Below are 12771 nucleotides of genomic sequence, written 5' to 3'. Positions count from 1 at the left end.
GGGATCACCCGTTCCCGTCGGTCGAGGCTCCGCCGTTCCCCGCGCCGGTGTCGCCGTTCCCGGGGTTCCCGCCGGTCTGGGAGTTCCCGCCGGTCTGGGAGTTCCCGCCGGTCTGGGAGTTCCCGCCGGTCTGGGAGTTCCCACCGGACTGGGAGTTCCCACCGGACTGGGAGTTCCCGCCCGTCGCAGCATCGCCACCGGTCGCGGCGTCTCCACCAGGCGCGGCTTCTCCTTCGGACGCCGCTGCGTCCAGGACGAGCGCCACCCGTCCGGTCGCGGCTCGCGCGGCGAGCGCCGCCGCCTGGTTGCGCGCCACCTCGACGTCGACGACGGTCTGGTCACCGACGTCAGCCCTTTCGAGGGAGACGACGACGGCGGGGATCGCGAACGGTTCCTCGACGGGCGCGTCGCCACCACTGACCGGTGTCTCGATGATGCGGACCGGGTCGCCCGCGTGCAGCGTCGTGCCCGCGGGCATCTGGTGGGGGCTGAGCGCGATACCGACGATGGACCTGCCTGCGGCGGGCTCCAGCTCTGTCACGTAGCTGCCGGCGGTGAGCAGCGAACCTTCGAGCAGATTGACATCGGCGAACTGCCCGGCGACATCCTCGAGCGCCGACGCGTCCACCGGCTCCAGCAGGGTGGGGCCGGTCGGCAGGTCGACGGGGGCGAGGTCGCTCGCGGTGATCTGCTCCCCGCGGTCGATGTCGCGCGTGACGGCCAGCACCTGGCGCGTCTGCCCGAGCATGGTGGTCAGGGAGACGGACGCGAGGATGCCGACCGCGACCAGGGCGAGGCCCAGCGCAATGACGGCGGGGCGGCGACGGGCGCGGGTCGGTTTCGGGGGCGCAGGGGCCTTCGGGCCCACAACGCGCGCATCCTTGCCGGTCGCGGGCGGGATCGTGCCCCCGCCTGCGCCGGTGCGTCTCGCACCGACGCTCGTGTCACTGCTCACTTGCCGTCCCCTCCCGGTCATGTACTCCCGCAGGCAATCCTGATGCACGCGGGCGAACCCGGCAGGTTGAACGGTAGCCGGATGACTCGGGGCAAGGGAAGGTCAACGGAAGTTCACATGCTGTGGAGAAGCCCTGGACGTCGAGTAAACCTCAGCAGTGGCGTTGACCTGGGCAAACACGGCGCGAAGGAAGTTCACCCGCTCTGCGCCGATTTGACCGCCGCCGCTCGAACGGGGCGACGAGCGATCGGACTCGGCGGGAGCCGATCGGACACGACATGGGGGGCCGCCGACTGGAGGCGGACGACCCCCCATGCCAAGGGACGGGGCTGGTGTGGAAACCCCCGAGAGTCACGCACCCCCCAGTGGTTCTCCCGATGCCGTTCCACGGCCCTCGTCCTTCCGCCCGTCCGGTGATCCCCCAGACAGACCCCCGGTGCGGACGGCTTCGGCCAGTCGGCGAACCGCTCGGCTCGCGCGCTGGCGAAGTGTGGCGTGCGAGATGCCGAGCTCGTCGGCAACTCGCTTCTGGTATGTACCTCTCCCCGCGCCAAGTTCGGCGTACTCGGGCAGCTCTGGGTCTGGAGCGTAGACGCGGGCGAGGAGGGACGCTTCTTCTCTTGTGATAACGCGGACGTCGATCCCCCACGCGATCACGTCGAGCACCTCGCCGGTCGTCCCGAGCGACGCGCTGGCCAGCGAATACACCGCAGCGTGCCCCTGTTCCTCCGGCTCGTGGCGCTCGAGATGCGGCAGCACCGCCGCGTCCGTGGGGATCTCCTCGACGTGCGGCGCCCTGCTCGCCCGGGTACCGCGCGCGAACGGCGCCTGGTCCCCGACCACCCGGGTGAGCGTGTGACCCTGCAACCGCATCGCCACCTTGTCCGCGCGAGCGAGGTCGTAGTGGCAGATCGCGTCCCACATCGCGGCGGCCGCTTCCTGCTCCAGGTCCTGCACGTCGCTGTAGTGGCGGCGTGACCGGCGCACGATGGAGCGCACCGCCGGGAGCATGCACTGCAGCACCGCCCGGCCGGCGGCGAAGCTTCCCCGCGCGTGCTCGACCAGGAGCGCGTGCAGCACCGTGTCGGCCTCGTCCGAGGTGAACCGGACGGGGCGACCGTCGGCCAGCCCGGAGAGTTGCGGGAAGCGACGGCTGAAGCGGTCGATCTCATCGGCGAAGGATCGGGTCGCCACGAGGTCGGCCCAGTCGTGATCGAGCTCGGTCATGAGCGTGCCGGAGGCAGCTGAAGACGTGCCTGGCATGGACGTGACTCCTCGGTCGTCAGGACGGCGCGGTGCCGGAGCGCTGGTCAGCGCCTGCCGCCCAGTGCAGCCGAGGACTGTTGCCCGCTACTGTTGCCCGCAGATTTACACTTGGTGTGATCTAGGTCACATTTGCTCCTTGATCGGCAATCTCCGGGTCACACGAACCCCTGGTAGCCCATTTGTTCGGGGTGACGACCGACAGCAGGAAAGACGGACCGCACCGGTGACTGGGAGAAGCACGATGAGCAAAGAACCCACCCCCGAGCTCCACCACGACGACGTGACGATGGAGCTCCTGCGTGACACGGCCGAGGTGCACGCCGTCCGCGGAGAGGTCAAGCCGGTCATCGACGCGCTGGTGGCCGCCCTCACGCAGGATCCCCTCGGCAACGACGACACCGCGCACAGGATCGCGGACGCCCTGGAGAATCCCCGCACCCGCAGCGCGCGGGCCGCTCGTGCCCGGCTGTCCCGCGACCTCTCGAACGGACTGCCCGACGAGGTGCGCACGCGATGAGTTCGCTCCTGACCGGGCGACGCGGCAAGAGCAACAAGAAGCGCACGGCGTCCCCCTCGGCCCTCCCGGCGCATCCCCAGCGCGCCGCGGAGGACGCCGGCGCGCCGCCGTCGGGCAATCCCTGGCAAGTGGGCGGCCCGACGCCGAGCGGGAACCCGGCGCGCGCGGCCGGCGACTCCGCGCCGCCGCAGGTCGTGGAGTGGTCCCAGGGTCCGGCGCTCGCCTCGAAGGCATGGACCGCACTGCTCGTGCTGGCACTGGCCTCCGGTCCGGTCGCGCTCGTGTGGGCGGTACTCCGGCCCGAACCCGTCCCCGTCGCGTCCGGCACGACCTCGGCCGATCAGGCGGCGTCGGCCGCCGCTGCCGAGCGCGCCGTGGAACTGACGGAGACGTGGCTCCGGGCGGACAGGGACGACCAGGCGCTGGTGGCTTCGCTGACGGAGGCTTCGGTGGGAACCCTGCCCGCCACCGGTCTCACGATCCGGGACAGCTCGGTCGCGGCGGTGGCCGCGGGCGATCCGGGTCCCACGGGAACGACCTGGATGATCACGGTCGGCGTGGACGTCGCGGAACCCGCGCCCGGTACGACCGTGCCGGCCGCGGACGACGGGTCAGGACAGGACGAGTCCTCCGCCGACGGCGACGGATCCGGCAACGGCTCCGGCGAGGCGTCGGAGACCACCGAACCCGTACTCGTGTGGGTGCGCCGGTACTTCCAGGTGCCCGTGACCGTGCAGCGCCCCGCGGACGAGGACGAGCCGCTCGCGGTGGCCGCTCTGGCGCTGCCGTCCCCGGTTCCGGGGCCTGCGGCGGCCGATGCGCCGGGCCTCGACTACCCGCGCACGATCGCCACCACGTCCGACGCCGGGGAGTCCGTTGCTGCGTTCCTCGGGGCGCTGGTGGCGGGCGAGGGCGAGATCACCCGCTACCTGCGGCCCGGTACGACGATCCAGCCGGTGACGCCGCCGCCGTACACGGCCGTGTCCGTGACCTCGATCGGCGGTTCGCACGAGATCTCCGACAACCCGCCCGACGGCGACGGCACGCACGCCCTCGTCACCGCCGAGCTGACCCGTCCCGACGGGGAGAAGACCACCGCCCAGTACGTCCTGACGCTCGTCGCGCGGGACGGACGCTGGGAGGTATCCGGCCTGGACCAGGCCGTCCGCACCGAGACCCCGGTCGCCGGCTCCGGCGAGTCCGGTACCGAGTAAAGGAGAGGGAACCATGTTCACAGAGCTCTTGACCGCTGCCCCGGAACTGGTCACAGCCGCCCGGACATCCGGCGGCGGAGGCTTCCTCGATCTGATCACCGTGAAGTCCGAGGAGGTCAAGGTCGCCATCGAGTCCGTGACCTTTGTGATCGTCATCCTCATGGTGGTCATCACCGCGGTGAAGACCAAGATGTCGATCGCCGCGATCATCATGTCGGCGATCGTCGGCGGCATCGTCCTCTGGCTGGTCAACGGTGGTATCAACGTCACCAAGGAACTGACGGACGACGAGTTCAGCATGCCGGCGGTCGTGAGTACCACCACGGTCTGACGCGGCGCACGCACGAAGGGGGCAGTGGTGGACGAACCGGAGCTGGAGACCGCGAAGTTCTACACCCGGGCCCGGCGCATCCCCATGCTCGTGGGGAAGATGCCGAGCGGGGGGCGGATCTGGGGCGGTCCGTATACGATCACGCAGGTCGGAGCGGGTTTCCTCATGGGCCTCGTGCTGTGGCAGACGACGCCGTTGTGGGCGCACCTCGGCGGGTTCATGAACGTGCTGCTGGCAGCGGGAATCGTGGTCGGCACGGTGTGGCTCACCGGCAAGATCCCCAGTACCGGCCGCAACCCGGCGACCTGGGTGATGGACGCGCTCAACCTCACCACGAGCCCCGGACGCCTGTCCGGCGGACGTCTCGTGGTCCAGCGACCACGCACGATCAGCCACCGGGTCATGGTGCTGCTGCCCGACGGCGATCGCGCGGCGCGGCTGGCGCGCACGCGCGGCTGGACGGGCGCGGATCTGGTGCCGGTGGACGACGTCGACCGACGCGAGGTCGCCACGGGCACCGGTGAGATGCCGCTGCCGCCCCTCACCCCGACCGACCTGGTGCACGGCGACGACCGGGACACCGCAACCCTGACCGGCGTCGGTGAACTCCTCGCAGGCAAGCTCCGCAGGAAGGACGGCTGATGCTCAGCCACATCTCCGCCCTGACCGACGGCCTCATGTGGACCCGTTCCGGGACCGTGTGGGCCGTCTGGCGGGTGTCGCCCATTCCGTACGCCTACCAACCCGACGACAAGAAACACGCCGCGCGGCGGCATCACACCGCCCTGTACCGCGCGTTGCGTGGCGAGTCCCTGCACCTGGGGCTGGTCGCGGCGACGGATCCGGTCTCCGTGGTGGAGGCGATGGTCGATGGCGTGGACGTGGCCGAGCACGAGGCGTGGGCAGCGGAGTGCAACGCGACCCTCGACTTCCTGGAGCACATCGAGATCGGCCGGAGAGTCCACTGGATCGCCGCGCCGCTGCCGAACCCGGGCGCCAAGGCGGTCCTGGAGCCGCTGCAGGCGAGCTGGTCGGCGCTGAAGGACCAACTGATGCTGCCCCGGGCGGTGCCGTCGAAGCACGCGATCGGCGAGCGCGCGGCGCAGGCGGAGCTGCTCCGCAAGGAGATGCCGTCCGCGTTCGACCCGCGCCCGGCGTCGGTGGCGGAGATGGCGTGGATGTTCGGCCACGCGATGCAGCGCGGCCTGGGCCTCGACACGGACGTCCCGGTGCACGGATCGCTGGACGCGGAGCTGCACCTGACCGGGTCGTCCGTGCTGCCGGGGGCGCTGATCGACCCCGCCGGGCAGACCGACGCGAGCAAACGGCTGACGCCGATGCAGATCCTCAAGCGCCCGTACGTCAAGGTGATCGACCCGGAGAACCCGGCCCGCGCGTCGTACCAGTCCACGCTCGTGGTCAGCGACACGCCCTCCGGCGGCATCGTGTACCCCGGCTGCGAGTGGATCGGGCGGGTGGACGAGTCGAGCGTGCCGTGCGACTGGGCGATCCGGATGACGGTGCGGTCCCGCGAAGAGGTGACGGGCCGGAACCGGCGCGCCGTCCGTACCCTGAACGACCAGTTCGACCAGCGCTCCGAGGAGGAACGCGCCGGGTCGTCGCTGGACAGCACCGCTCGCGCCCTGGGCGAGTACCAGGCGGTGATGGACGCCGACGAGCTCGAGGTCGAGGTCGACGCCACGACGATGTTCACGGTGTCGGCCCCGGATCCGGAGCAGGTGCTCGACGATGCCCGGGACCTCACCAAGTACTTCGCGGCCATGCAGTTCAAGCTCCGCAACGACCCGACGGTCCAGGCGGCCCTCTTCGACGCGACCCTGCCAGGTATGCCGACCCCGCGCGCCGTGCGGGAGTACTCGCAGATCACGACGGCACGCTCGTTCGCCGCGGCCGTTCCGTTCGCGACGACGGACCTCGGCGACAACTCCGGATCGTTGTTCGCCCTGGAGATCAGCAACGGTGCCTCGCGGCCGAACCCCGTCTTCGTCAACCTGGGCGGCGCATCCGACAAGCTCGACGTCGCCCTCGCGATGGGCTTCGTGGGAGAGCTGGGGGCGGGCAAGGCGCTGGCCCTCGACACCCCGATCCCCACGCCGAGCGGGTGGACCACGATGGGTGAGCTGGCTCCCGGCGACCGCGTGCTCGACGAGAACGGGACGCCCACCGACGTCGTCGGCGTCTCACCGGTGATGCAGAACCGCACCTGCTACGAGGTCGAGTTCTCGGACGGCTCGACGATCGTCGCCGACGCCGACCACCTCTGGACGACAGTGCCTCGTACGGCCCGTGACCGCCAGGCCAGGCTGAACGGCAGGCGCAGGCAGGCGGGTGATCCCACCGTCGAGTTGTCCGACGTCACCCCCGGCCCGAGCGGCCCTGGCTGGTTCGAGCACGGGACGGTCGCGACGACGGAACAACTGCGCTACTCGCTCGTGGCAGGAAAGCAGCTCAACCACGCGATCCCGGTTGCCGCGGCCCTGGACCTTCCGCCGGCCGATCTGCCGGTGCACCCCTACTACCTCGGGCTGTGGCTCGGGAACGGCAACTCGTCGAGGTCTCACGTCACCACGGCGGATCCCGAGGCGCTCTCGATCGTCGAGATGTGCGGATACGAGGTCACGAAGCTGAAGGGCGAGCACGACTACGCCGTCGCGCTCCCCCACGAGACCGACGACGCGTTCGTGCCCGAGGAGCGCGCTTGTCTTCACTGCGGCAGCGTCTACACCGCCCGGTACGAACAGCGCCGCTACTGCGGCAAGGCGTGCGCCGCCGTCGGCCAGCGGGCCGGCATCGCCCCGCTGGCACCCCTTCCGTGCGCCCGGTGCGGCACGACGATGGCCACCACGAGCACCGGTCGCCGGTGCGAGGCGTGCCGCCGGGCCTCGTCGCTGACCGGGCGGCTCGGCGCGCTGGGGGTCCTCCGGAACAAGCACATCCCCGCCGTGTATCTCCGTGCCGGGACGGTCCAGCGGAGATCCCTGCTCGCCGGGCTGATGGATTCCGCCGGAGCCGTGTCGGCACAGGGCGCGGTCGAGTTCACCGACACGAACGCACGTCTCGCGCGAGATGTTCTCGAACTCGCCCTGACGCTCGGCCATCGTGCCGTGCTCGGTGCGGGCCGTGCCCGACTCAGCGGCCGCGACACCGGCCCGAAGTGGACCGTGGCATTCACGACGACGGATGACGTCTTCACGCTCCGACGCAAGGCCGAGACCCAGCTGGAGCGAACCGCATCGGCCGACGCGGCGCGGGACCCCTACCGCTACGTCAAGGAGATCCGTCGCGTCGCCTCCGTGCCGGTCCGGTGCATCCGGGTGGCGTCCGAGTCACACCTGTTCCTCGCGGGTGAGTCCATGATCCCGACGCACAACTCCGTCTCCATGAAGTCAGTGGCGATGGACAACGTGGACCGCGGCGCCACCCTGATGGCGGTCGACCACACCGACATGGGCGAGTGGGGCATCGCCGTGTCGGAGATCCCCGGTTCCCAGGTCGTGGAGATCGCCGAGGACGCGCAACGCTCGCTCGACCCGTTGCGAATCCTCCCGTCGGCCCAGGCACCACGGATCACCCGCTCGTTCCTCACCGTGCTGCTCAGCGTGCAGACCAAGTCGGAACAGAACGTCTTGCTGTCCAAGGTGCTTCAGCCTGGTTACATGGCCCGGCACGGGGTCACGTCGCTCGGCTCGCTGGCCCGGCACCTCGAGACGGAGTGCGAGCTCCCCGGCGCCCGGCTGCTGGCCGACGAGATGCGCATCTTCTCCGAGCTCGACTTCGGCAGGGCGGTGTTCGACGACGGCGTGCCACCGGTCGACCTCACGGCTCCGGCCATCGTGCTGCACACGCACAAGATGCAGCTGCCGTCCAAGGCCGACCTCGAGCACGGACACCTGTTCGCCGAGCTGAAGGCCGAGAAGGTGTTCGGCCGCGCCGCGTTCGCGCTCATCGCGGCGCTCGCCCGCTACCGCTGCTTCGCCGATCGCACGCGGCTCGACATCTTCGCGGCGGACGAGGCCGCCAAGACCATGTCGTCGCCGGAGGCGGCGGAGGAGATCGGCATGTTCATCCGCGACGGACGCAAGCACAAGGCTGCCCTCCTCCTGGGTAGCCACGACGCCGAGGAGGACTTCGGGAACGAGGTCGTGCGCGGGCTCATCCCGTTCCGGGTCCTCCTGCGCCACCGCGACGAGAACCTCGCGCGCCGCGGCCTGCGCTGGTTGCACGGACTCCCGTCGGACTCCCCCGTGGATCCTCAGCTCGTCAAACTCATCACCGAGGGCACCGCCCCCGTCATGGACGCGGCCGTCGGAGTGCCCGAGGAACGCCGGGGCGAGTGCCTCGTGCGCGACTTCCAGGCGCGCTACGGCCGTGCCAAGGTCATGGCGCCGCTCGTCGAGAACCGCGCGGAGACCGTCAAGACCACGCCCACCAGTTCGACGGGAACGGTGGTCCGCTCATGATCGGGGCTCTCATCGACGCCGCCGTGCACAGATCCGGCCACCTCGGGACCGGGGGCGTCGGCTCCGCTCTCCGCTTCGCCGAGGAGGCCGACGACGCCGGCTCTGCGGGCATCTCCGGACTTCACCTCGAGGACACGAGCGGCGTTTCCACCGATCGCTTCGTCCTGCAGTGGGACACCGGGCCGGCGTGGAATCCGATGAACGTCGACTCCGAGATCTTCTCGACGCTCGCCGGGATGTTCTGGTCCTGGTACCGCGACATCGTCGCGGTCCAGATCTGGGTGCTGGACTGGGTGCTGGGCATGGACTGGCTGGACTACGTGCTGTCCCCGCTCGCCGGCCTGAGCCTCATCGTGCAGTCGATGATCGCCCAGATCGGACTGCTGAGCCTGACCCTGATCATCCTGGCGTTCGTCGTCGGGTTCTGGCTGCTCAGGGGGCGGTACGCGGGCGGCTTCATGGAACTCCTCATCGGTTGCGTCATCGCGGCCCTGGCGACCGGCTTCCTCGCCAACCCGATGGGCACCATCGGGGGCGAGAACGGCGTCATCATGCAGTCGCGCGACGCCGGCATGGACATCGCCACCGGCTTCGCCACCGAGGGCGCCTCGTTCGAGCGCGACACCGCGGCCATCCGTGACGGCCTCAAGGGTCAGCTGGTGGACACCCTCATCCGCACGCCGCACCAGATCATCAACTACGGCTCGATGATCGACGACACCCGTTGCGAGGGCACGTACACCGACGCCGTCGGCACCGACGACGCCGTCGAGCGCATCGGTGGCTGCGACGACAGGTATGCCGAGTCGGCCCAGCAGATCGACGCCCCGAAGGTGGTCTCGACGCTGAGCCTGCTGAGCACCGGCTTCGTGTTCCTGCTCCTGAGCGTCGTGATCGTGGGCGGAACGCTGTTCGCCGTCGTGCTGCTGGGCTGGTCGGCGATCAAGCTGCTGTGGCAGCTGCCCGTCGGAGTGGTCTCCAGCGGCACCCGCGCCCAGCTGTTCCGCACCTTCGCGAGCATCGGGCTGGGCTGCATCCTCGTGGCGATGGCGACGATGTTCCTCGTCGCGTGGATGCAGATGCTGCTCGGGTTCTACGACGCGACCGACGGCATGCCGTTCCTGGTTCGTCTGTACCTGTTCAACACGCTCGTCGTGGCCGGCGCCGTGTTCTACGTCCTGATGGGCACGAGCGTCCGGGCCGGACTGCGGAACCTCGCCGACAAGCTCGCCACGGCCGGTGTCCCGTCGCAGGTGGGCGAGCCCCAGGCGATGCCGTGGGCCAACCAGGCCAAGTGGACCGAGCGCTACAACAAGGCCAAGGACTGGGCCGGGATCGGCCTCGGGCCCGCACCCTCGTCCGGGAGCGACGCGGCGGGATCCGGCGGCGACTCGGGAGGCTCCGGTGCCGACGGCGGCGCCCCCGCGGCCCCGAACCCTGCCGGCATGGATCTGAGTGCCGGAGGGGCCGGCACCGCGGCAGCCGGCGCGGCGGCCGCGGGCGCAGCGGCCGGAGCGGCGGCGGACCGACCCGACAAGGAGGCGGCCCCCGCCGACGGCTCGAGCGGCACGGACGGCCGCGATCCCGCGACGACGAGCGCCCGCGCCGCGGGCGAGTGGTCCGACGCCGCGAACACCCTGCGCGAGCAGGACCGGGAGCAGATCCCTGCCGTCGTCGGAGCGCAGGAGCCGGGGTCGGACGCGAACGCGCACGACAAGCGCACGGATCAGGCCCCGCCGCGTACGGAGTCCGAGAAGCTCAGGGATCGCATGGCGAACGCGACCCGTACCGTCACCCGTACCGGCCTGCAGATGGGTGCGGCGGCGGCGAGCGGGGGTTCGTCCGCCGCGGCGGTCGGCGGGGCACGCGCGCTCGGCTTCGTCAGACGCGCCCGAACGGTCGGAAGCGCAGTACGCAGCGGTGCGCGCGCCATGTCGAACTACTACCAGCGCCGCGCCGACCTGGAACGACGACTGGGCGGCCGCGGCGCACGGCAAGGCGGTGCCCCTCCCGGTGTCGTGTCGTACCCGAGCTCGCGTGACCTGAGAGATCTGGGCCGTTGATGCGCAGAGTGGTGATCGTGGTGGTGACCGCCGTCGTCCTCGTGGTGGCGGCGTGGATCGGCTGGCCGCGGGACGACGGCCTTGGCCGGAGCGACGGGATCGAGAACACCGGGAACGTCGCCGAGCAGGACGGCCGGCAGGACACGGCGACCGCCCCGGAGGGCGCCGATCCCTCCGCTGAGCCGCCGACGGACGCGGTCGCCGAGGGCGACGTCGATCCGGGCGACCCGGCGCTCGAGGTAGTGGAGGAGCCCGAGTTCGACGCCGACGGGGCCCCGACGGAACAGGTCGAGGCGACCTGGGACGACGACGTCCGGACGGCCGCGGTCTCTGCGGCGACGGCGGCCGTCACCGCGTTCTCCGACGTCGATCAGTCCGCCGAGGCCTGGTGGCGGGGCCTCTCGCCGCTCCTCACCCCCCAGGCACGGGTGGTGTACGAGGACGTCGACCCGCGGAACGTGCCGGTGCGTCAGGTGACCGGCCCCGCGTCCGTCGTCGACGAGTCCTCGACACTCCTCACGGAGGTCACCGTGCCCACGGACGTCGGCGCCTACACCGTGATGCTCGTCCGGGCGGACGGCGGCTCGCCGTGGCTCACGGAGCAGATCAGGCCACCGTCGTGAGCGGGTCGCGGCTGGCGAGGCAGGGCGGCCGGCTCGCGGCGAGGGCGCTGGGCAGGGCTGCGAGGCGGGCGGCGACGCCGGGCCGGGGTCCGAAGAAGGACGACCACACGAGACGAGCGCTGCTCGTGCTCGCCGTGCTGGGAGTGGCGACGCTCGCGCTGCCGGCGGCGCTGGTCGGGATGGTGGTGCTGGTCGCGGGAATGATCGGCGGGCAGCAGTCCATGACCGGCGGCTCCGGGTGCGGGGTCTCGGGGTCGGTCGTGGTGGCCGCTGGAGACGGTGCCCAGCAGGCTGCCGGCGGCTTCACCGCGGAGCAACTGCAGAACGGAACGGTGATCGTCCAGGTCGGCGCCGAGCGCGGAGTGCCGGCGAAAGCACAGGCGATCGCCCTGATGACGGCCCTCGGCGAGTCGGGCATGCGAAACCTGACCTACGGCGACGACCGATTCGGCGTACGGAACCCCGACGGCTCCCTGACCTCGTCGATCGGGATGTTCCAGGAGCAGAAGTGGTTCGGGACGGTCGAGGAGCGACTGGACCCCGTGGCGTCGTCGGGCCGCTTCTACGACCGGCTGCTCGCGGTCGAGGGCTGGCAGGCGATGGAACCGACCATCGCCGCGCACAAGGCGCAGCGGAACGCCGACCCGTACCACTACGCCAGCTACTGGGACCGCGCGCTGCAGGTGATGCGGCTGGTCAGCGGCGCGGACGAACAGGATCTCGAGGCGTTGTCCGCGTCGATCCAGGGGGCCTCACCGGGGGCGCCGTGCCTCACCGGGGCGATCGGTCGGGCCGCGGTGAGCGCCGGTGGGTGGGCGAATCCCGCGGTGGGCACGAAGGCGTCGGGCTACGGCCCACGGAACACCGGCATCGCGGGAGCGTCACGGTTCCATCAGGGACAGGACATCGCGGCGGCCTGTGGAACGCCGGTGTACGCGGCGGCCACGGGCCGTGTCGTGATCTCCGGCGGGACGGGCTGGGGCACGGGGAACACCATCCGCATCGAGCACGGGCTCGGCCTGGACACGACCTACGGGCACCTGCTGACGGGGACGAACCTCGTGTCCGTCGGGGACATCGTCGAGGCAGGGCAGCAGATCGCGTCGATGGGCGGTGACTCACGGGTCGACCCGGCCGGTGCGGGCACCTCGTCCGGTTGCCACCTCCACTTCGAGGTACGGATGAACGCGCAGGCCGTGGATCCCGAGCCGTTCATGGCACAGCAAGGCGTGACGCTCGGGACCGCGGCTCCCGCGCAGGTACCGGAACCGATGGAACCGGGTGACGAAGGCACCGACCCGGCCCAGGCGGCGCCCTGATC

10 protein-coding genes are annotated in these 12771 nt (G+C 70.9%); 8 read left to right on the top strand and 2 right to left on the bottom strand.

Going from position 1 to position 12771, the window contains the following annotated elements:
• Positions 1-4 precede the first annotated feature (4 nt).
• Positions 5-955 carry an SAF domain-containing protein gene (locus tag IIE03_RS17755; RefSeq protein WP_193107590.1) on the bottom strand — a complete coding sequence of 317 codons (951 nt, stop codon included), beginning with the start codon at positions 953-955 and terminating at the stop codon, positions 5-7.
• 351 nt (positions 956-1306) lie between these two features.
• The gene (locus IIE03_RS17750; RefSeq protein WP_192864094.1) at positions 1307-2218 is read right to left on the bottom strand and encodes a sigma factor; all 912 of its coding nucleotides are present in this window, start codon (positions 2216-2218) and stop codon (positions 1307-1309) included.
• Between the two features lie 244 nt (positions 2219-2462).
• On the opposite strand from IIE03_RS17750, the gene IIE03_RS17745 reads away from it, so the two are divergent.
• From IIE03_RS17745 to IIE03_RS26815, 8 genes are read left to right on the top strand one after another with little or no spacing between them, the layout of a single operon-like run.
• Positions 2463-2738: a hypothetical protein gene (locus IIE03_RS17745; protein WP_192864093.1), complete on the top strand. Its 276-nt coding sequence runs from the start codon at positions 2463-2465 to the stop codon at positions 2736-2738.
• Positions 2735-3952: a conjugal transfer protein gene (locus tag IIE03_RS17740; RefSeq protein WP_192864092.1), complete on the top strand. Its 1218-nt coding sequence runs from the start codon at positions 2735-2737 to the stop codon at positions 3950-3952. The genes IIE03_RS17745 and IIE03_RS17740 overlap by 4 nt, the downstream gene beginning before the upstream one ends.
• Before the next feature lie 13 nt (positions 3953-3965).
• Complete coding sequence (locus IIE03_RS17735; protein WP_192864091.1) at positions 3966-4283, top strand: hypothetical protein; 318 nt, start codon at positions 3966-3968, stop codon at positions 4281-4283.
• Positions 4284-4310: 27 nt separating this feature from the next.
• Complete coding sequence (locus IIE03_RS17730; RefSeq protein ID WP_192864090.1) at positions 4311-4925, top strand: hypothetical protein; 615 nt, start codon at positions 4311-4313, stop codon at positions 4923-4925.
• Positions 4925-8764, top strand: a complete 3840-nt coding sequence (locus IIE03_RS17725) for an ATP-binding protein (RefSeq protein ID WP_192864089.1) — start codon at positions 4925-4927, stop codon at positions 8762-8764. The genes IIE03_RS17730 and IIE03_RS17725 overlap by 1 nt, the downstream gene beginning before the upstream one ends.
• On the top strand, positions 8761-10827 hold the full coding sequence (locus IIE03_RS17720; RefSeq protein ID WP_192864088.1) for a hypothetical protein: 2067 nt from the start codon (positions 8761-8763) through the stop codon (positions 10825-10827). The genes IIE03_RS17725 and IIE03_RS17720 overlap by 4 nt, the downstream gene beginning before the upstream one ends.
• A complete protein-coding gene (locus tag IIE03_RS17715) occupies positions 10827-11450 on the top strand; it encodes a hypothetical protein (protein WP_192864087.1) in 624 nt (207 codons plus the stop codon). Before IIE03_RS17720 ends, IIE03_RS17715 begins: the two co-directional genes overlap by 1 nt.
• Positions 11417-12769 carry a M23 family metallopeptidase gene (locus tag IIE03_RS26815; RefSeq protein WP_192864086.1) on the top strand — a complete coding sequence of 451 codons (1353 nt, stop codon included), beginning with the start codon at positions 11417-11419 and terminating at the stop codon, positions 12767-12769. The genes IIE03_RS17715 and IIE03_RS26815 overlap by 34 nt, the downstream gene beginning before the upstream one ends.
• Positions 12770-12771 lie beyond the last annotated feature (2 nt).

Origin of the sequence: Myceligenerans pegani (assembly GCF_014892515.1) — a bacterium.
Lineage (GTDB): Bacteria > Actinomycetota > Actinomycetes > Actinomycetales > Cellulomonadaceae > Myceligenerans > Myceligenerans pegani.
This window is presented reverse-complemented; position numbering and strand designations above follow the sequence as displayed.

Excerpts from the sequence above, each read along its gene's own strand:
- IIE03_RS17750 (WP_192864094.1), bottom strand. The coding sequence starts at position 2,218 with ATGCCAGGCACGTCTTCAGCTGCCTCCGGCACGCTCATGACCGAGCTC.
- IIE03_RS17745 (WP_192864093.1), top strand. The coding sequence starts at position 2,463 with ATGAGCAAAGAACCCACCCCCGAGCTCCACCACGACGACGTGACGATG.
- IIE03_RS17740 (WP_192864092.1), top strand. The coding sequence starts at position 2,735 with ATGAGTTCGCTCCTGACCGGGCGACGCGGCAAGAGCAACAAGAAGCGC.
- IIE03_RS17735 (WP_192864091.1), top strand. The coding sequence starts at position 3,966 with ATGTTCACAGAGCTCTTGACCGCTGCCCCGGAACTGGTCACAGCCGCC.
- IIE03_RS17725 (WP_192864089.1), top strand. The coding sequence starts at position 4,925 with ATGCTCAGCCACATCTCCGCCCTGACCGACGGCCTCATGTGGACCCGT.
- IIE03_RS17720 (WP_192864088.1), top strand. The coding sequence starts at position 8,761 with ATGATCGGGGCTCTCATCGACGCCGCCGTGCACAGATCCGGCCACCTC.
- IIE03_RS17715 (WP_192864087.1), top strand. The coding sequence starts at position 10,827 with ATGCGCAGAGTGGTGATCGTGGTGGTGACCGCCGTCGTCCTCGTGGTG.